At 65.0% G+C, this 18,324-nt stretch carries 21 protein-coding genes and 1 tRNA gene; 9 read left to right on the plus strand and 13 right to left on the minus strand.

Annotation, left to right across the window (positions count from 1 at the left end; translation table 11 throughout):
- The 6 genes from Mrose_RS14830 to rpsB all read right to left on the minus strand — a co-directional run.
- The coding region (locus tag Mrose_RS14830) for a 1-deoxy-D-xylulose-5-phosphate reductoisomerase (protein WP_119279564.1) at positions 1-887 on the minus strand (887 nt) is incomplete at its 3' end.
- An 87-nt stretch (positions 888-974) separates the two neighbouring features.
- Positions 975-1,844, minus strand: a complete 870-nt coding sequence (locus tag Mrose_RS14835) for a phosphatidate cytidylyltransferase (RefSeq protein WP_119279566.1) — start codon at positions 1,842-1,844, stop codon at positions 975-977.
- 102 nt (positions 1,845-1,946) lie between these two features.
- Entirely contained in the window at positions 1,947-2,504 is a 558-nt protein-coding gene (frr, locus tag Mrose_RS14840) for a ribosome recycling factor (RefSeq protein WP_119279568.1), read from the minus strand.
- An 88-nt stretch (positions 2,505-2,592) separates the two neighbouring features.
- Positions 2,593-3,297, minus strand: coding sequence for a UMP kinase (gene pyrH, locus Mrose_RS14845; RefSeq protein ID WP_119279570.1), 705 nt, complete (start codon positions 3,295-3,297; stop codon positions 2,593-2,595).
- A gap of 83 nt (positions 3,298-3,380) precedes the next feature.
- Positions 3,381-3,971 carry a translation elongation factor Ts gene (gene tsf, locus Mrose_RS14850; RefSeq protein WP_018465860.1) on the minus strand — a complete coding sequence of 197 codons (591 nt, stop codon included), beginning with the start codon at positions 3,969-3,971 and terminating at the stop codon, positions 3,381-3,383.
- A gap of 77 nt (positions 3,972-4,048) precedes the next feature.
- Positions 4,049-4,804, minus strand: coding sequence for a 30S ribosomal protein S2 (gene rpsB, locus Mrose_RS14855; RefSeq protein ID WP_119279571.1), 756 nt, complete (start codon positions 4,802-4,804; stop codon positions 4,049-4,051).
- A 192-nt stretch (positions 4,805-4,996) separates the two neighbouring features.
- Between rpsB and Mrose_RS14860 the strand changes: the two genes are divergently transcribed.
- The 6 genes from Mrose_RS14860 to Mrose_RS14885 all read left to right on the plus strand — a co-directional run bounded on the left by Mrose_RS14860 (position 4,997) and on the right by Mrose_RS14885 (position 9,756).
- Positions 4,997-5,071 (plus strand) — tRNA-Ala (locus Mrose_RS14860).
- A 51-nt stretch (positions 5,072-5,122) separates the two neighbouring features.
- Positions 5,123-6,250, plus strand: coding sequence for an NAD(P)/FAD-dependent oxidoreductase (locus Mrose_RS14865; protein ID WP_119279573.1), 1,128 nt, complete (start codon positions 5,123-5,125; stop codon positions 6,248-6,250).
- 46 nt (positions 6,251-6,296) lie between these two features.
- A complete protein-coding gene (locus Mrose_RS14870) occupies positions 6,297-6,668 on the plus strand; it encodes a hypothetical protein (protein ID WP_119279575.1) in 372 nt (123 codons plus the stop codon).
- Positions 6,669-6,782: 114 nt separating this feature from the next.
- Entirely contained in the window at positions 6,783-7,256 is a 474-nt protein-coding gene (locus tag Mrose_RS14875; protein ID WP_119279577.1) for a GreA/GreB family elongation factor, read from the plus strand.
- Between the two features lie 89 nt (positions 7,257-7,345).
- The gene (lysS, locus tag Mrose_RS14880) at positions 7,346-8,854 is read left to right on the plus strand and encodes a lysine--tRNA ligase (RefSeq protein ID WP_119279579.1); all 1,509 of its coding nucleotides are present in this window, start codon (positions 7,346-7,348) and stop codon (positions 8,852-8,854) included.
- Positions 8,854-9,756, plus strand: a complete 903-nt coding sequence (locus Mrose_RS14885) for a cation diffusion facilitator family transporter (protein ID WP_119279580.1) — start codon at positions 8,854-8,856, stop codon at positions 9,754-9,756. Before lysS ends, Mrose_RS14885 begins: the two co-directional genes overlap by 1 nt.
- Positions 9,757-9,808: 52 nt before the next feature.
- Here the strand turns inward: Mrose_RS14885 and Mrose_RS14890 are convergent, their stop codons facing one another.
- Complete coding sequence (locus tag Mrose_RS14890; protein ID WP_245969964.1) at positions 9,809-10,285, minus strand: transcription elongation factor GreA; 477 nt, start codon at positions 10,283-10,285, stop codon at positions 9,809-9,811.
- Between the two features lie 268 nt (positions 10,286-10,553).
- Here Mrose_RS14890 and Mrose_RS14895 point away from each other — a divergent pair, with 268 nt between their 5' ends.
- The 3 genes from Mrose_RS14895 to Mrose_RS14905 are packed head-to-tail and all read left to right on the plus strand — an operon-like array spanning position 10,554 to position 14,211.
- The gene (locus Mrose_RS14895; RefSeq protein WP_119279582.1) at positions 10,554-12,551 is read left to right on the plus strand and encodes a hypothetical protein; all 1,998 of its coding nucleotides are present in this window, start codon (positions 10,554-10,556) and stop codon (positions 12,549-12,551) included.
- Positions 12,548-13,414 (plus strand): dihydrodipicolinate synthase family protein, encoded by an 867-nt coding sequence (locus Mrose_RS14900; protein ID WP_119279584.1) that lies wholly within the window; start codon positions 12,548-12,550, stop codon positions 13,412-13,414. The genes Mrose_RS14895 and Mrose_RS14900 overlap by 4 nt, the downstream gene beginning before the upstream one ends.
- Before the next feature lie 17 nt (positions 13,415-13,431).
- Positions 13,432-14,211 carry an LEA/WHy family protein gene (locus Mrose_RS14905; RefSeq protein ID WP_245969965.1) on the plus strand — a complete coding sequence of 260 codons (780 nt, stop codon included), beginning with the start codon at positions 13,432-13,434 and terminating at the stop codon, positions 14,209-14,211.
- A gap of 14 nt (positions 14,212-14,225) precedes the next feature.
- Here Mrose_RS14905 and cdd read toward each other — a convergent pair whose 3' ends face one another.
- The 6 genes from cdd to Mrose_RS18945 form a co-directional block, all read right to left on the minus strand.
- Positions 14,226-14,624, minus strand: a complete 399-nt coding sequence (gene cdd, locus Mrose_RS14910; protein ID WP_119279588.1) for a cytidine deaminase — start codon at positions 14,622-14,624, stop codon at positions 14,226-14,228.
- Positions 14,624-15,934, minus strand: coding sequence for a hemolysin family protein (locus Mrose_RS14915; protein ID WP_119279590.1), 1,311 nt, complete (start codon positions 15,932-15,934; stop codon positions 14,624-14,626). Before Mrose_RS14915 ends, cdd begins: the two co-directional genes overlap by 1 nt.
- 305 nt (positions 15,935-16,239) lie before the next feature.
- Positions 16,240-16,635, minus strand: a complete 396-nt coding sequence (locus Mrose_RS14920; protein ID WP_182482850.1) for a diacylglycerol kinase — start codon at positions 16,633-16,635, stop codon at positions 16,240-16,242.
- On the minus strand, positions 16,590-17,015 hold the full coding sequence (gene ybeY, locus Mrose_RS14925) for an rRNA maturation RNase YbeY (RefSeq protein ID WP_119279593.1): 426 nt from the start codon (positions 17,013-17,015) through the stop codon (positions 16,590-16,592). Before ybeY ends, Mrose_RS14920 begins: the two co-directional genes overlap by 46 nt.
- A gap of 6 nt (positions 17,016-17,021) precedes the next feature.
- The gene (locus Mrose_RS14930) at positions 17,022-17,942 is read right to left on the minus strand and encodes a PhoH family protein (protein WP_245969967.1); all 921 of its coding nucleotides are present in this window, start codon (positions 17,940-17,942) and stop codon (positions 17,022-17,024) included.
- A 58-nt stretch (positions 17,943-18,000) separates the two neighbouring features.
- Positions 18,001-18,324 (minus strand): hypothetical protein (locus Mrose_RS18945; RefSeq protein WP_182482851.1); only part of this gene is annotated, 324 nt, incomplete at its 5' end.

Below are 18,324 nucleotides of genomic sequence, written 5' to 3' on the forward strand. Positions count from 1 at the left end.
AGCTGATCTCGAGCTTGCCCTTCTTCTCCCCACTGAAGCGCACCTTGAAGCCCAATTGGCGGCTCAGGGTCCGGGCGATCTCCACGTAGGCTTCGGATCGCTGGCAGCCGCATGTCGGTGGGGCCGAGCTGAGCCTTGAGGTTGCCGTCCTGGAAGCGCACCAGCGAGTGCACGTAGGACTGCGGGTGGATGAGCACCCTGATCTTCTCCAGCCCAAGCTGGAAGAGCTGGAGGGCCTCGAGCACCTCCAGACCCTTGTTGAACAGCGTCGAGGAATCGATGGTGACCTTGGGCCCCATCTTCCAGCGGGGGTGCTGGAGGGCCATCTGGGGGGTGACGCTTCTCAAGTCGGCGGGTTCGCGCAAGAAGGGCCCGCCCGAGGCGGTGAGGATGAGTTCGGCCACGCCGGGCAGGGATTCGCCCACCAGGCTCTGGTAGAGCGCGGAGTGCTCGGAGTCCACGGGCAGGATTTCGGCCCCGCTTTGCCCGGCCTCGGCCCACAGCAGCGGCCCCGCTGCCACCATGCTCTCCTTGTTGGCCAGCGCCACGCGCCGCCCGGCCCGCACTGCCGCCCGCACGCCCGGCAGACCCGCCAGGCCGGGGATGGCGGCCACTACCACGTCGGCAGGGTGAACCGCGACCTCCTCGATAGAAGCGATCTTGAGCTTGGGAAAACGCCCGCGCAGCTCGGTGTGCAGCACCTCGTCGGCGGCTACGATTTCTGGCTGGAACTCCTCGATCTGGGCGAGGAGGGCCTCGAGGTTACGCCCTGCCACGAGCCCCACCACCCGGTAGCCCCGCCAGCGGCACACGTCCAGGGTCTGGGTGCCAATGGACCCGGTGGAGCCCAGCACAACCACACGCTTGGGAGAAGAAGCTTCGGGCATCGGCCCAAAGTCTACCCTAAAGCCGGGCTGGCTGACCGTCGGAGAGGTTGCAGTTGGCTGACCGAGATTTTGCTCTCCCTTCAGAACCTACCCCACGAAGATCCGCAACAGGAAGTACGTCAGGGGCACGCTGAAGAGCAGGCTGTCCATGCGGTCGAGTAGGCCGCCGTGGCCGGGCAGGAAAGAGCCGGAGTCCTTGACGCCGCAGTAGCGCTTGAGCATGGACTCCGTGAGGTCGCCAAGCTGGGCCGCCAGCGACAGCAGCAGGCTCACGGCCAGCAGCTCGAGCCAGCGGAAGGGCACGGCTGCGTTGGCCACAGCCGCGACCAACAGCAACCCGATGAAGCCCGCGACGATTCCCCCGATTGAGCCCTCCACCGTCTTGCCGGGGCTGATGCTGGGGGCCAGCTTGTGCTTGCCGAAGCGCTTGCCTACGAAGTAGGCCCCCACGTCGGTGCTAAAGCTGGCGAAGATCGGCAGCAGCAGGGTCCAGAAACCCTGGATGGCATCGGGGGTGTAGCGCAGCAGCACCAGGTAGCCCAGCATGAAAGGCACGTAGAGGAAGGCCATCAGGCTGAAGGCAAAGCGGGGGATGTTGGCGCCGTAGAGCAGCTCATAGCTGAAAGCGCCGATGAGCACCAGCCCCAGCGCCACCTCGCGCCAGGGGATACCGGGGTAGATGCCGTGCAGCTGGGGCAGCGAGAACAGCAGCATCACCACCCCGCCCCAGCGCAGAAAATACATGTTGAGTTCGATGCCGCGCAGGCGCAGCATGTCGCGCAATTCGGCAGTAGCCAGCCACAAGATTCCGATCAGCACCGGAAGGATCAGCGGCAGCCCCACCCACATGATGAACAGCAGCAGGGCAAAGCCGATGATGGAGGAGAAGAAACGCGTAGCCAGTGAATCTCCTGCGATTTTGGCTCGTGGTTGCTCTTGCTGGGTGGGCTTTTCCATGAGAAAAAACCGAGGCCGGGAACTCAGGTGTGGCGATTTCACCGCCCGAGCGCGGTTGGCCGTTGGGTTATGCCTGCCGTTGGCCCCCTGCCCTGGGCTCGCTCAACTGCCGAGGATCTCGTGTTCCTTTTTCTGCACCGCTGAATCGGCTTTGTGCACGAACTCGTCGGTGATCTTCTGCACCTCGGCCTCGGCGCGCTTGAGGTCGTCTTCGGAGATGAGCTTCTCCTTTTCCAACTTCTTGATCTTGTCCAGCGCTTCCCGGCGGGCGTTGCGCATGGCCACCTTGGCCTCCTCGCCGAAGTGCTTGACCGACTTGACCAGGTCCTTGCGGCGCTCCTCGGTCAGGGGAGGGATCACGATGAAGATGGAATCGCCTTTGTTGTTGGGGTTGAGCCCCAGGTCGGAGTCGCGGATGGCCTTTTCGATCTCCTTGAGGACCTGGGGATCCCAGGCCTGGATGACCAGGGTGCGTGCGTCGGGTGCGGAGACGGTCCCGACTTGGTTGAGGGGCATGAGCGAACCGTAGTACTCGACTTTGATGTTGTTGAGCAGGGCGGGGTTGGCCCTGCCGGAGCGCATTCCGCTGAGGTGGTGCTCGAGGGCCTCGAGGGCCTTCTGCATGTGATTCCTGGCTTCAGCGTAAATGTCTTTTAGCATAGCGCCTCCTGAGAAGGGGGTTTGTCGGTACCCTCTAAGATTATCGTATCCGTGCTACGAAGGCAGCCCGGATCCTGCGGCTTTTTGCTTACCTGTGAACCAGCGTGCCGATGGGCTCGCCTCTGATGACGCCCTCGAGGCTCCCCTCCTTGAACATGTCGAAGACGATGATGGAGAGGCCCTGTTCCTGGCACAGGGTCATGGCGGTGCCGTCCATGACCTGCAAGCCTCTGACCAAGGCATCGTGGAAGGTGAGGGTGTCGTACTTCCTGGCCTGGGGATTCTTGCGCGGGTCGTCGTCGTAGACCCCGTCCACCTTGTTCTTGGCCATCAGCACCGCCTCCACGTTCATCTCCAGCCCCCTCAGCGCAGCGGCGGTGTCGGTGGTGACGAAGGGGTTGCCGGTGCCCCCGCCGAAGATCACCACCCGGCCCTTCTCCAGGTGCCGCAGCGCCCGGCGGCGGATATAGGGCTCGGCGACCTGCTGGATGGTCAGGGCGGTCTGCACGCGGGTGGGCACCCCTAAAAACTCGAGGGCATCCTGCAGGGCCAGGGCGTTCATGATGGTGCCCAGCATGCCGATGTAGTCGGCGGTGGCCCGGTCCATCCCTACCCCCTGCCGCGCCCCGCGCCACAGATTGCCCCCACCCACCACGATGGCGAGCTGGGTGCCCAGGGCGTGGGCCTTGGCGACTTCCTGGGCCAGGGTCTTGGTGGCGTCGGGCTGGATGCCAAAGCCGTTACCCGAGAGAAACTCGCCCGAAAGCTTGAGCAGTACGCGTTTGTATCTCATAACTCGAGAATCGAGGCTCAGAGGTCTTGAAGGAAAATCGAGGATCGAGCTTCCCGCGCTCGACCCTCGACCCTGGACATTGCTTACGCTCCTACCTCGAAGCGGCTGAAGCGCCGGACCACGATGTTCTCCCCGATCTTGGCGATGGCCGCCTTGATCAGGTCGCCCACCTTGATCTTTTCATCCTTGACGAAGGGCTGCTCTAAAAGCACCATCTCCTCGTAGAACTTCTTGAGGCGGCCCTCGGCGGCTTTCTCGGCGATGTGCTGGGGTTTACCCTCGCCCAGGAGCTGGGCGATGTAGATCTGCTTCTCTTTCTCGAGGTCTTCCGCCGGAACCTGTTCGACGCTCACGTAGCGGGGGTTGGCCATGGCGATGTGCATGGCGATGTCCTTGGCCAGGGCCTGGAACTCCTCGTTGCGGGCTACGAAGTCGGTTTCGGAGTTGAGTTCGACGATGACTCCCACCCGCTGGTTGTGGTGGATGTAGTAACCGATGATCCCGTCACGGGCTTCGCGATCGGCCTTCTTGGCCGCCTTCAACGCTCCACGCTCGCGCAGCAGGGTGGTGGCTTTTTCCATGTCCCAGCCGGCGTCTTCCAGAGCCTTCTTGACGTCGCTCATGCCCGCGCCGGTTTGCTCGCGTAGTTTTTTGATCTGCTCGAGTTGGCTCATACCTATCTACGTATCCTTCGAATATCAGAGATCGAGGGTCTTTGGTTCTGGACTCTCGACACCCGACCCTCGGCCTTCTAAGCCTGGGCTTCCTCGCCCGCGACCTCCTCGGCCCCGGCGGGCACGGAGGCTGGGGCAGCAGGACGTCCCCCGCCGCGGGTCTCCACGATCAGGTCGGTGACGCGGGAGAGGATGAGCTGAATGGCCCGGATGGCGTCGTCGTTGCCGGGGATGATGTAGTCGACGAGGTCGGGGTCGGAGTCGGTGTCGGCCAGGGCCACGATGGGGATGCCCAGCTTGCGGGCTTCCTTGACCGCGATGGCCTCCTTGGAGGGGTCGATGACGAAGAGGGCGTCGGGCAGGCGCTTGAGGTGCCGGAAGCCGCCCAGGTACTTCTGAAGTCGGTCGAGTTCGTGCTTGAGGCGCACCTGCTCGGTCTTGACGCGCTCGTTGATCTCCTCGGAGGCGAAGAGCTCCTCGAGTTCAGCTAGGCGGCCCACCCGGCTGGCGATGGTTTTGTAGTTGGTGAGCATCCCGCCCAGCCAGCGCACGTTCACGTAGGGCATCCCACAGCGCTCGGCCTCCAGGGCCACGATCTCCTGAGCCTGCTTCTTGGTGCCCACGAAGAGGATGGTCCCCCCGCGCATGGAGAGGTCCTGGATGTAGCTGAAGGTGCGCTCGATCTCCACCATCGTCTTCTGTAGGTCGATGATGAAGATGCCGTTGCGCTCGGCGTATATGTAGCGCTTCATCTTGGGGTTCCAGCGCTTGGTTTCGTGACCGAAGTGAACCCCGGCTTCGAGCAGTTCCTTGATGCTAATGTTGAAGGGCATAAGCCTCCGTACGGGAGAGGTTGGAGCAGCGTTTGGATTTGTGGCCTGGGCCTTTGGCGCGGGGACCTCTCCCTGCCCCGTGCCGCCGTCGGCACACCTGGCCGATTATAGGTGAAGAAGACGGTTTGCGGAAGTGGGGAAGGGCTGCTATACTTCCAAACCGGTCAGGCGTTAGGCGTCCGACCTTCTTTAGGGGGTGTAGCTCAGCGGGAGAGCAGCGCCTTTGCAAGGCGAAGGTCGGGGGTTCAAATCCCTCCACCTCCACCACGATGACCGGGGCTCGAGCCCCGGTCGCTTTTTTGGTAGCCTCCGTTTGGCATGAAGACTTACCCTGCGAATACGCCGGTCTGGGACGACCTGGCCTGGCCCGGCCTGCCTGCTTTGGAGGGCGACCTCGAGACCGGCGTCTGCGTGGTGGGGCTCGGGGGGTCGGGACTGTCGGCCCTGCGGGAGTTGCTCGAGCTGGGTCAGCAGGCGGTGGGCATAGACGCCGGCCCGGTGGCCGGGGGCGCTGCCGGGCGAAACGGCGGGTTCCTGCTGGCCGGGCTCGCCCGGTTCTACCACGAGAGCGTGGCGCAGTTGGGGCGTGAGCGGGCCAGGGCCATCTACCAGGCCACCCTCGAGCAATTGGAGCGCATGCGCCGGGAAACCCCCGAGGCCATCCGGCAGGTGGGGAGCCTGCGCATCGCCGGGAGCGAGAAGGAGTACCGCGACTGCCTGGAGCATCTCCAGGCGCTGCGGGCGGACGGTTTCCCCGCCGAGCCCTACGACGGGCCCGAGGGTCGGGGAATCCTCATCCCTTCGGACGGGGTCTTCAACCCGCTCCTGCGTTGCCGCCTGCTGGCGCAGGGGCTGCTGCGGGACGGGGTGCCGCTGTTCGAGCACACCCCCGCCCTCGAGATCGGCAGCGGCGTGGTGCGAACGCCTGGGGGAAGCATCCGCTGTGAGAGGGTGATCGTGGCGGTGGACGGGGGGCTCGAGCGCCTCTTCCCCGAACTGACCGGGCGGGTACGCACCGCCCGCCTGCAGATGCTGGCGACAGCCCCCGCCCCCGAAGTCAGCTTTCCCCGTCCGGTCTACTACCGCTGGGGTTACGAGTACTGGCAGCAACTCCCCGATGGCCGCATCGCGCTGGGGGGGTTCCGCGACCAGGGCGGGGAGGCGGAGTGGACCTACGAGGCCGAACCCGCTGAGGAGGTGCAGGGCCGGCTCGAGCGCTTCCTGCGCGAGCGCCTGGGGGTGCGGGCCGAGATCACCCACCGCTGGGCGGCTTTGGTGGCCTATACCGACACCGGCTGGCCCATCCTCGAGGAGGTGCGCCCGAAGGTATGGGCGATCGGGGCCTACAGCGGGACCGGGAACGTGGTGGGGGCCATTTGGGGTCGGCAGGTGGCGCGGCTGGCGGTGGGCGCGCTTGAGGCTGGGCTGCCGTTACCAAAAAAGTGAGCGGGTTGAGCAAACCTGGATGGAATGGGGTATGCTGGGCTGAACTATGAGTGAACCGAGCTTCGATGAGCGGGAGCTCATCCTGGAATTATTCCCCGGAACAGACCCGGATTTGCTCCCGCCCGGTGAGGTGCTTTATTACCGCGACGAAGACGGCAAGGTCCACATCGCCGAGGAGCCCCTGGAAATGGTACTCGAGCCGCTCGAGGCTACCCCTTCCACGGCTCCGGTGCTCTGTGAGGCCTGCCTGCGCCAGATGTCACGGGCTTCGGTGCAGTTCTTCCGTTTCAGCGTAGGGCCCTCGGGCCGGCGCTGGCGTTACCTGACGCTGTGCCGGGACACTGCCCAGTGCAACGGGCTGGCCGAGCCCCGCCGATTGAGGGAATTGCTGCGCCGGAGTATAATCTCTGACGGTTAGGGATTGACAAGTCCCTCTCAGATTCCAGCCCCAGGCTATGGCCGGGGCTTCGCTTAAGTGCCATGTAAGGACCACGGGCGGGTGAGCGCCCATATGAGTGAACGAGGAGAACACATGCCGCGTGAAGTACAACTTACCCGTGACGGATACGAGCGCCTGCTGCGGGAACTCGAGCAGGAGCGTGAGCGCCTGAGCGAGGCTACCCGCATCCTTCAGGAATTGATGGAGTCCTCGGACGACTACGACGACTCGGGCCTGGAGGATGCCAAGCGGGAGAAGGCCCGCATCGAAGCCCGCATCAGTACCCTGGAGGACACCCTCTCGCGGGCGGCCATCCTCGAGGGGTCGGCGAGCAAGGGTGACCTCGTGACGCTGGGAGCGGTAGTCAACCTCGAGGACGACCACGGTGGCAAGCTGCAGGTTCGGGTGGTCTCGCCCGCCGAGGCCAGCGTGCTCGAGGTGCCCATGAAGATCTCCGATGAGTCGCCCATGGGTAAGGCCCTGCTGGGTCGCAAGAAGGGGGAGAAGCTGTTGCTGGACACTCCCAAGGGTAAACGCGAGTTCAAGATCGTTTCCGTGGAGGCTTGAACCAGCGACCCGACCCAGACCTTCGCCGACGCCGAACGCGGAAACCGAGTAGAATCGGGAGCGTTTGGCGTTTTCTTTCGTGAGGAACTATGCCTGAGTGGAGCGAACAGACCCAGCAGAGATTGAAGAACCTCGAGGCCCTGGTCGAGGCAGGCTTCGAGCCTTTTCCCTACCGCTTTGACAAGACCCACGACGCCGCGCAGATCCGCGCGGCCCACGAGGGAGCGCAGCCTCAGCAGGAGTGGCCCGAGGAGCACGTGAGGGTGGCGGGCCGGCTGATGACCCTGCGCGAGATGGGCAAGGTCATCTTCGCCCACCTTCAGGATGGCTCGGGTCGCATCCAGCTCTACTTCTCCAAGGGTGACACCGAGCGCTTCGAACTGCTGAAGAAACTCGACGTGGGCGACATCGTGGGGGTGGAGGGTCACGTGTTCACCACCAAGACCGGCGAGATCACCGTCAAGGTGAAGCACTGGACGCCCCTGGTCAAGGCGTTGCACCCCCTGCCCGACAAGTGGCACGGCATCAAGGACGTGGAGGTGCGCTACCGCCAGCGCTACCTCGATCTCATCCAGAACCCCGAGGTGCGCGAAGTCTTCAAGACCCGCACCCAGATTGTCCGCCTGATCCGGCGCTTCTTCGAGGAGCGGGGGTTCCTCGAGGTCGAAGGCCCCACCCTGCACGAGGTGGCCGGCGGCACCGAGGCCAGGCCCTTCAAGACCTACCACAACGCCCTGGGGCACGAGTTCAACCTGCGCATCGCCCTCGAGCTGCACCTCAAGCGCCTCTTGGTAGGCGGCTTCGAGAAGGTCTTCGAGATCGGGCGCAACTACCGCAACGAGGGCATCAGCCCCAAGCACAACCCCGAGTTCACCATGCTCGAGGCCTACTGGGCCTACGCCGACTACCACGACATGAGCCAGCTGGTAGAGGAGCTGGTCTACTCGGTGGTGATGGCCGTCAAGGGTAGCCCCAGGGTGCGCTACGGCCAGCACGAAATCGACTTCTCGCGCCCCTTCGCCCGCGTTGACTTCGTGGGTTCTTTGAAGGAGAAGGCCGGGCTGGACTTCGACCCCACCGACCTCTCCCGCTTGCGGGAGTGGGCCGACACCCACCACCCCGAACTGCGCAAGGTTCCCGACTATGGCCTGCTCGACAAGCTCTTCGGGATCTACGTCGAACCTACCCTGATCAACCCCACCTTCGTGATGGACGTGCCGTTGGCCATCAGCCCTCTGGTCAAGAAGCACCGTCAGCGCCCCGGCCTGACCGAGCGCACCGACTTGTTCGTGGCTGGTTTCGAGATCGCGCCCATCTACTCTGAGCTCAACGACGCCATCGAGCAGCGCGAGCGCTTCATGCGGCAGCTCGAGCAGCGGGCGGCGGGCGACGAGGAGATCCCCGAACCCGACGAGGACTTCCTGCTGGCCCTGGAATACGGCATGCCCCCGGCGGGCGGCATGGGCTTCGGCATCGACCGCTTCACCATGGTGCTCACCGACCAGCACAGCATCCGCGACGTGCTGCTGTTCCCCTTGCTCAAACCGCGCAAGGCTGGCCCCGTGGAGGCCGAGACCCTTCCCGCCGAGGTCGAGTGATGCAACCGCTGCAAGCTGCCTACCTGAGTCTGCTGGTAGGCTGTGCGGTCTTCGCCCTGAAATGGGCGGCTTACCGGCTTACGGGTTCGGTGGCCCTGCTGTCGGATGCGCTGGAGTCCATCGTCAACATCGTGGCGGCGCTGGCGGCGCTGTGGGCGGTGGGCCTTTCTCGGCGTCCCGCCGACGCAAACCACCCCTACGGCCACAGCAAGGCCGAGTACTTCTCGGCGGTGCTCGAGGGGGTTCTGATTGTACTGGCCGCCTTCACCATCGTGCGGGAGGCCTGGCCCCGGCTGCTGGTCCCCACCGCGCCCCAGACGGTGGGGGTGGGCTTGCTCATCTCCTTGCTGGCTTCGGGGCTGAACCTGGTCCTGGCGGCTTTCCTCGTGCGCAGCGGCAAGCTGGCCCGCTCTCCAGCCCTGGTTGCCGATGGGCAGCACGTGCTTAGTGACGTGATTACCTCACTGGGTGTTTTGATGGGGATCGGGTTGGCCTGGCTGACGGGCTTCTGGCTGCTCGATCCCCTGCTGGCCATTGTGGTCGCCGGCAACATCCTGTGGGTGGGTTGGAAGCTGGTGCGGGACTCGGTGGGGGGGTTGATGGACGAGAGCCTGAAGCCGGAGGAACTCCAGCAGATCCGCCGCGCCCTGCACCAGGCCGTACAGGGGTTGGTGCTGGAGGACAAGGTCATCGAGATCCACGACCTCAAGACCCGCCGGGCCGGACCCAGCACCTTTGCCGAGCTCCACCTGGTGGTGCCGGGTGAGATGTCGGTGGCCGAGGCCCACGAAATTTGCGACCGGCTCGAGGAGACCCTGCGCCAGCTTCTGCCCGGCGCCCGGCTCACCGTTCACGTGGAGCCGGAGTTCAAGGCCAAGCACACCACGTTCACGATCGGCTGAGTTGTACGTCCTGGGTTGAACGCCAAGCGCGAGTAGCTATCGACCCTCGACCTCACGTGTACTTCAGCTCGAGCACCCGGTAGATCTGAGCGCCCCGGCGTCCGGGGATCTCCACGTGGTCGCCGGGCTTCTTGCCCAGCAGGGCCTTACCCATGGGCGACTCATCGGAGATCTTGCCGCTGAACACGTCGGCCTCTGCGCTGCCGACGATGGTTAGGCTCATGCGCTGGCCGGTCTCGGTCTCGAGTTCCACTGTGACGCCCACCCCGACCTCCTCGGGGGTGCCGTTGCCGGCTTCCACCACCACCACCCGGCTCAGAATGTCCTCGATTTCGGCGATGCGGCTGTTGTTGTCCCACATGGCTCGCCTGGCTTCATCGTATCCGGCATTCTCGCGCAGGTCGCCCTCGGCGAGGGCGGCCCCCATCTCGTCGGCGATCTGGGCGAGTTTGGTGGTCTTGCGATGGGTCAGTTCTTCCTGTAACCGCTTTACCCCCTCAGCGGTCATGTATACGGGTTTCTTGGTCATGCTTCCTCCAAAAGATGCTTTCGGACACCAGGTCGCGCCTTTAAAATGCGCGACCACAGCAAAAAAGCATCACCAGCCTCACGCCGTCTGGGGCTGGTATTGATGAGATTATAGCGCGGAAAGCGGGCCTTGAGGTGTGGAAAGTGGGGGATACCGATACAATAGGCCCATGCAGATGCGATCCCGACGCTTGCGGTCTGGGCTGTGCCCTTCCCGAGCCTCTCGAGGGCGAGGGTATGGGCGGTGGCTCGCTGTGGGGCTACTTTGTGTGGCCTCTGTCGGCTGGGCCCAGACCCTCAGTGCTCCGCCTTCGGGTCGGACCGGCTCTGCCCTGGAAATCTCAGCAGAGAGCCTGCCCGATGGGCTTTACACCCTGCAAGTCACCTCTCCGTCGGGCAACGAGTCTTTTCCCGTGGAGACCTCCCGCGGCGCGTTTAAGCTGTCTTACACCCCCAAGGTGCCCGGAACCTACCAGTTCCGACTGGTCCTGCCCGACCGCACCCTCGAGGCCAGCAGCAGCGTTCAGGCTGTGGCCCAGGCTCCAACGCTCAGCAGTGATGGCCTGCGGGTGGGCAACTGGAAACTGCCCCTGCCCGGAGACTGGAGCGAGCCGCTGGTGGTGGCCAACCGAGCCTACCTCTTCCGGGGGCCGTTGGTGCTCGAGATCGACCTGAGCAACCCCAGGGTTTCCAATCGCTACTACCCGCCTGCCGAGGTCCAGGCCCTCGAGGCTCCCGCCCCCGGAGAGAACATGCCGAGCGTGCTGCTCGAGGGTGGGCGGCGGCTGAAGCTCGATGATCTGGGGGGGCGGCCCTACGAAGGGCGCTGGGAGAGCTTGCAGGTTATCCGCGAGTTTGACCAACTCCTCGAAAGCAGCGGCAGCCGCAACCTGGACCACAGCCCCACCGAAGGCCGGCCCTACTGGTACTATCTGGCCCAGCCACCCAGCCGCCTCAGCGCCCAGGACCTCAAGGCCTTTGGCCGCGACCTCCTGCGCCGGGGGCACCGCCCCGAGCTCCCGTGGGGCCAGGGGGTGATGCTGTGGCTATCCCCCTGGCTCGAGCAGATGCGGGCTGCGCGCGCTCAGAGCATCGAAGCCAGCTTGATGTGGTCGGATACCCTGCTGGAGTACCTGCCGCAGTTCCCCGGTGGGCGGCAGGCGCTTTTCCAGCAGGCGGTCTGGCTGGAAAACCAGGGCCGCCCTGACCTCGCCCTGCGCTACCGTGTCGCCCTGCGCACCCTGCAATCGTGGGATGTGCCGGTGCGCTCGAGTTCGATGCTGGTGCTGGCTGGGGTGAGTGCGGGGCTGTTCTCGCTGGTGGGGCTGTACCTGATGCTGGCCTACCTGCCCGCGCAGCAGCGCAACCTGGCTTCGGTGGGGGGGTGGTTGGGGGGGTGGTTCACCAACCCCTTGCTGCGCCTCAGGCACACTGCGCTGGCCTATGCCACCGTTCCCGAGCGCGCCGTGCTGCTGGTGCTGCTGCTGTTGCTCGGGGGGGCGGTGGTGGTGTTTGGCTTCGTCCGGCGCACCGAAATTCTCCTCGCCGACGACGCGCTCAGCCGGGGGACTTTGCGCTCGGAGGCCGCACAGAACCTGCTGCGCGGCCTGATTGATGTCCCTGCCAGCCGGGGGCTGCTGGCCTATGCCCTGGCCCAGAGCGACCCCGCCGAATCGCAGCGGCTTTACCGGGCGGCTTCGAGCTGGCCAGTCGTGTTGCTGGGGCGCAGGGATCCCGAATCCCTCAGCCGGGCCTACTGGGCTGCGCCGCACTACTCCGCCGTGCAGGACGTGCTGGGCTTTGGTGCCGATCCCTGGTCGCAGGCCTATCGCGATGCCGGGGTGGCCAGGGAGGGAGTGCCGACGGTGCGTCTGATGTGGCTGGTGGTGACCCAGGCCGGGCTCGAGGACCTGCGCCGGGACTTTCTGCGCACCTGGAGCGACATCCGCATCGTTGCGAATCCCGTGGTGGCCTGGGCTAGCGGTATCGTGCTGCTGGTGCTGCTGCTGTTTACCCTGCTGAGCTTTTTCCTGCCCCGCCCCCGTGGGGCCGCCGGTTACCCTAACTGGCGCTATGGGGTGCAGCTTGTGTTTTTAGGCAGCCCGCTGTACAGCCAAGGTTGGGGTGTGTTGCTGGCCGGCTTTGGCCTGTACTGCCTGTGGCTTTACCGAGCAGGCCAGGCGGCGGCCCTTTACGGGGTCGCCGTGGCCGTGGTCGTTCATTTGGTGATGTGGCTGTTGGCCCGTCCGCGCCGAGGTGCAATGTGATCTGTCCCCCCATACCCACCCCTTTCGACCGCCAAGGCAATCTCGATGCCGAAGCTTTCCGTGATCTGGCGCAGATGCTCGAGCCCCACGTGGACGGCATTCTGTTCTATGGCTCCAACGGTGAGGGCGTTCACCTTACCCGCGCCGAGCGGGAAAAGGGCCTGGCGGTTCAGAATCCCCGCAAGCCCCCGCTGGTAGGGCTGATGGAGGAGACTCTGGCGCAGGGCCTCGAAGCCCTCGAGCAGGCCCAGATCGTGCGGCCCAGGGCCGTGCTGGTCACGCCTCCGCGCTATTACGCGGCCAGCCTGGGCAATGGGGGGCTCGAGGCCTACTTCAGTGGCCTGGCCGACGCTGGAAAGCAGGTCTGGCTCTACCACGTGCCGCAGAACACCAAGGCCGAAATGCCCCTGAACGTGGTGGCCAACCTCAGCCGCCACCCCAACATCAGCGGCCTCAAGGACTCCAGCGGTGAGCTGGCCCGCCTGGCTTTCTACCAGTCCCAGAGCCTGGACCTCGAGTACTTCACCGGCCACGCCCCCACCTTCCTGGGTGCTTTAGCCCTGGGGGCCAGCGGTGGGATCCTGGCGGCCTCCAACCTGGCTCCCCTGGCCTTCCGCAAGCTCGAGGAGGCCTGGCGATCGGGCAATATGGTCACGGCCAACCTGCTGCAAACCCGCCTGGAGCCGCTGGGCCGGGTGCTGGGACAGGGGGGCTTCGTGCTGCTGAAGCAGGCCATGCGCTACCTGGGCCTGCCTGCGGGCTATCCCCGCCCACCCTACCCCGCTGAAAGCCCCTTGTGGCCGGTGTTCAAGGGAATTCTAGAAGACCTCAAGGCCGAGGGATGGCTGGTCACGGGTGACTGATGGTTGGAGGAATGCCCATGAGGAGAAGCTGGCCGCTGATCGTCCTGATGCTCGCGCTGGTGGGCTGTGTGCCCCAGGTGGTGCGCCCGCAGCCACCCGCCATCGAGTTGCTCGAGTTCCGTCTGCTGCGCCTGGACCCCTTCGCCGGCAGCGCCGACTTCGACCTGCGCCTCAAGCTTACCAATCCCAATACCGTTACCCTGCCCATCCTCGACAGCACCCTCACCGCCGAGCTGGCCGGGGCCGGCTTTGCCATGACGCTGGGCGCGCTCGACCTCCCGGCGGGCGGCAGCCGCGAGACTCTGGCCCGCCTGCGGGTTCCGGTGGTGGAGGGGGCCCGCTCGCTGGGCGTTTTGCTGAGCGGCCAGCCCACCCGCTTGCGGGTTTCGGGCGAGGTGCGGGTCTCGGTGGGGTCGGTGGCGGTGCCCCTGGGGCCCCTGACCTTTGTTGACCGCACGGTGCAGGTCAGCCTCAACTTCCAGCTTCCTACCCTCCGCCTGGTAGACCTGCGGCTGGAGGGGGGTAGTTTGAGGATTGGGCTCGAGGTCTCCAACCCCAACCTCATCGGCTTTAGCCTCGAGGGTCCCGTGCGGGTGCTCATCGGGGGCAGCCGGGTGGCCGAGGTCAGCCTGGATATGCGCCTGCCCCCCGGCGCCCGCGAGCGCAGCGACGCAGCGGTACGCCTGAGTGGCTTTCCCGGCCTGGGCAGCGTGCAGGTGCAGGTCGACCTCAAGGCCCGCGTCCCCGGCATCTGGGAGCGGGACGTTCGCCAGGTGCTCGAGGGGGTTTTGCGCTGAGCTAGCCTAGAAGGCTACTCCTCGCCCGCTTCGGCTAGGTCTTCAGGCCCGAAGGCGAAAGGGAGCAGGTCGGCCATGCGGTAGACCTGCTCCTGGCCGTTTTGGTCCAGGCAATGCACCTTGACTTCGGGCCCGGCGAACTCGCTCAGCACCTGGCGGCAGCCGCCACAGGGGGTAGGGGCGCTCCGGGCCATTACCCAGACCTCGGCGATTCGGCGCTCACCCCCGGCGACCATTGCGCCCACCGCGATCTGCTCGGCGCAGCGGGACATGGGGTAGGCCGCGTTTTCCACGTTGACCCCGAAGAACAGCCGCCCGCTGGCGCTTTTGACGATGGCCGCGACGGGGTAGCGCGAATAGGGGGCGTAGGCTTTTTGCAGCAGGGCGCGTAGCTGATTGGCGATGGTGTCCATTATTCGGTGGCCTCGGGCAGGGCTGGGGTTTCCTCAGGTTGTTGAGGCAGGACGAGCACCTTGTCCACCCGGTTGCCATCCATGTCCATGACCTCAAAGCGCAGGTTGTGCCAGGTGAAGTGTTCGCCCGCCTTGGGGATGTGCTCGAGTCGGTTGACCACGAAGCCACCCAGGGTGCGGTACTCGTCCTCCTCGGGTAACTCGTCGAGCTCGAAGAGCTTCTTGAGTTCCTCCACCGGCAAGGCTCCGTCGAGCAAGTAGCTGCCGTCCTCGCGGGCTACCACCCAGGGCTCCTCTTCGTCCTCGTCGCCGCCGGGCAGGTCGCCCACGATGGCCTCGAGGATGTCGTGCAGCGTGACTAGGCCCTGCAGGTTGCCGTACTCATCGACCACCAGCGCCATATGGGTGCGTTCGCGCTTGAACTGCTCGAGCAGCTCGAGGCCACTGAAGCCATCGGGCACGACCAGGGGTTTTTGCATGCGCTCGCGGATGGTTTCCTTGGTCAAGTTGCCATCGAGCAGGTCGCGCGCCCGGATGATCCCCACCACCTTGTCCAGGCTCCCCTCGGCGACCGGGAAGCGGGCGTGAGGGTTTTCCATGATGAGTCGCCGGATGGCCTCTATGGGCTCTTCGAGGTCGATCCAGACGATATCGTGGCGAGGGGTCATGAACGAGACCGCCTGGCGGTCGGCCAGCCCCAGGGCGCTGGTGACGATCTCCTGCTCGGCCTCCTCGAAGACCCCGGCCTTGGTGCCCTCGTCGATGAGCACCTTGATCTCCTCTTCGGTCACGGTCGTTTCAGAGGCGCCACGGATGCCGAACACACGCAAGACGGCATCGGTGGAAACGCTCAACAGCCACACCAGCGGCTTGCTGAGCGTTTCCACGAATCGCATGGGGTAGGCCACGATGGTCGAGATGCGTTCGGGGTTGCGCATCGCCAGGCGCTTGGGCACCAGCTCGCCCAGGACCAGCGAGAGGTAGCTGATGAACAGCACCACCAAAATGAAGGCGATCTCCTGTTTGTAGGGGGCCAGGAAAGACACCCGCCCCACCACGGGCTCGAGGTTCTTGGCCACGGTGCTGCCGCCGTAAGCGCCGGCGATCGTGCCGATGAGGGTGATGCCCACCTGCACCGTCGAGAGCAGGCGGCTGGGGTGCTCTAAGAGCTCGAGCGCGGCTTTGGCTCCAGCGTTGCCATCCTCGGCTTGCTGCTGTAAGCGGGCCTTGCGGGCTGAAACCAGCGCCAGCTCAGACATGGCGAAAACCCCATTGAAGAGGGTCAGGACCAGGAGGATTAGGATTTCCATAGGGTGCTCGGCTTAAGGGCTGAGCAGGCCACGTTGGGAATTGGGTAGTGCGAAAGCCATCAGGGGTGCGTGCACGGAAGCAAGCCCCCGCGATGCGGCGAAAGAGGGGTGAGTCCTGCGGAGCGAAGCGGGTTGTGCAGGGAGGAATGCGGTGACAGCCCTACGACTGGAAGGGTTATCCATACCTAACGAATGCGATTCTAACACACTCCCTTAGCCCGCCTGTCAGAGACGGGGCCACATTTGGGGGAGGGCATCGGTCGCAGGAGACTGTCGCACGCTCAATTCCGAACGCCAGTACACAGCTACAGGCCCAGCCGTTGCCGCAAGGCCGGCAGGAGGAGCACCGCACCGATGGTGGCGGAGAGCACACTCGAGACCAGCACCGCGGCTGCGGCAGTGTCCTTGGCGGCTTTGGCCAGGGGGTGGTAGGTGGGGGAGGAGAGGTCCACCACGGCCTCGAGCGCGGTGTTGAGCAACTCGAGGGAGAGCACTACCAGTATCAGCAGCAGCACCTCCACCACTCCCACCCCCAGCCACAGCGACAGCCCCAGGGCCATAGCCCCGGCATAGCATTCCAGCCGGAAGTTGCGCTGGCTCTTCCAGGCATAGCGCAAGCCCGCGAAGGCGTAGGCGAAGGAGGCCCTAAGCCCCCTCATAGCTTTAGGATCTGCGCCTGGACGCGGTGGAACCCAGCCCATTCAGCCTCCGTGGTGTGGTCGTGTCCCAGCAGGTGCCACAACGAGTGAGCTGCGAGGATCAGCACTTCGTCCTCGAGGCCGTGCCCCTGCTGGTGAGCCTGCCGCGCGGCAGTGTCCAGGCTAATGATAATGTCCCCCAGGTGTGGAGGCACGAAGGGGTCGCCGGGCTCGAAGGTGGGGAAGGAGAGTACATCGGTGGGCTCATCCTCGCCCCAGTGTCGCTTTTTGAGCGAGCGAATCTCGCTGTCGTCGGTCAGCACGACGGTGAGGGCGTGATCGCCGTAGCCGAGTTCTCGCATCAGAGAGCCCAGAGCTTTGCGCAGGCGCGGGCGCAGGCCCTTAGGTGGCTTGATTTTGGCGATCAGGTCGATGTGAGGCATTGGGGTTTACGAGGACTCGGGGTTGTGTTCGCTCAGCTCGTAAGCCTTGACGATGCGGGCGACGAGGGGATGGCGCACCACGTCCGACTCGCGGAAGTAGATCATGGCGATGCCCTCGATGTCCTTGAGGATCCTCATGGCCTCGATCAGCCCGCTTTTCTGGGCCTTGGGCAGGTCGATCTGGGTTACGTCGCCGGTGATGACGACCCGCGAATTGAAGCCCATGCGGGTCAGGAACATCTTCATCTGCTCGGGCGTGGTGTTCTGAGCCTCGTCGAGGATGATGAAGGCATCGTTGAGCGTTCTGCCACGCATAAAAGCCAGCGGCGCCACTTCGATCACCCCCGACTGCAGGTAGTGCTCGAAGCGCTCGGCGTCGATCATGTCGAAGAGCGCGTCGTAGAGCGGGCGCAGGTAGGGGTCGATCTTGGCCTGGAGGTCGCCGGGCAGATAGCCCAGCTTCTCCCCAGCTTCGACGGCGGGGCGGGTGAGGATGATGCGCTTGATCTTTTTGGCCTTGAAGAAGGCCACAGCCAGCGCCACGGCCAGGTAAGTCTTTCCCGTGCCCGCCGGGCCGATGCCGAAGGTGATGTCGTTGTGGACGATGGCCTCGACATAGCGGGTCTGACCGGCGGTCTTGGGTTTGAGCCGACCCGGCAGGTTGATCTCGCCCATGTCCTGGGGCGTGGTGCTCTGGGTCAGGGTACCCCCGCCTTGGGCCAGCGAGACGGCCTGCTCGAGGGTGTTCTGGTCGATCTCGGCTCCCTGGCGCACCAGTGCGACCAGATCCCGGATAACCCGCTCGCCGAACTCGACCTCCTCGGGGCTGCCCTGGATCCGGATTTCCTGGCCTCGGGCGACAATCTGGGCCGACAGGAGCCGGCGCAGGTGTTTGAGGTGGCGGTCACCCTGGCCCATCAGGGTCATGGCTTCGTGTGCCGATTGCAGGGGAATGAGAACCTCTTTGACGCTCTGTGGCAAAGCTTCACCGCTCCTTTACCAGGCCCCTGGCGGCGAGCCTGGGGTTGCGCTTGTTGAGGTAAGCCCGGCCCTTGGATTCCTTGAGGATCTCGCTCCACACGATCCCGTTCAAGATCGCCTGGCTGTCGGTGCCAAAGGCGGGCAGCTTTTTCAGGGCCCTGGGTTGCTGGGCGGGCTCCTGGGGGCTGGGCCTCGCTGCTTTGGGCAGGGCCTCGGGCTGGGCCTGGCTGAGCCGGCGCTCGAGCTCGCTCAGCTTGCGCCGCACCTGCTCCTCCTCGGCCCTGACGTGCTCTTCGTGGACGCTTTTGCGCTGGGGCCGGGGTTGGGG

Origin of the sequence: Calidithermus roseus, assembly GCF_003574095.1 — a bacterium.
In the GTDB taxonomy this organism is placed as follows: domain Bacteria; phylum Deinococcota; class Deinococci; order Deinococcales; family Thermaceae; genus Calidithermus; species Calidithermus roseus.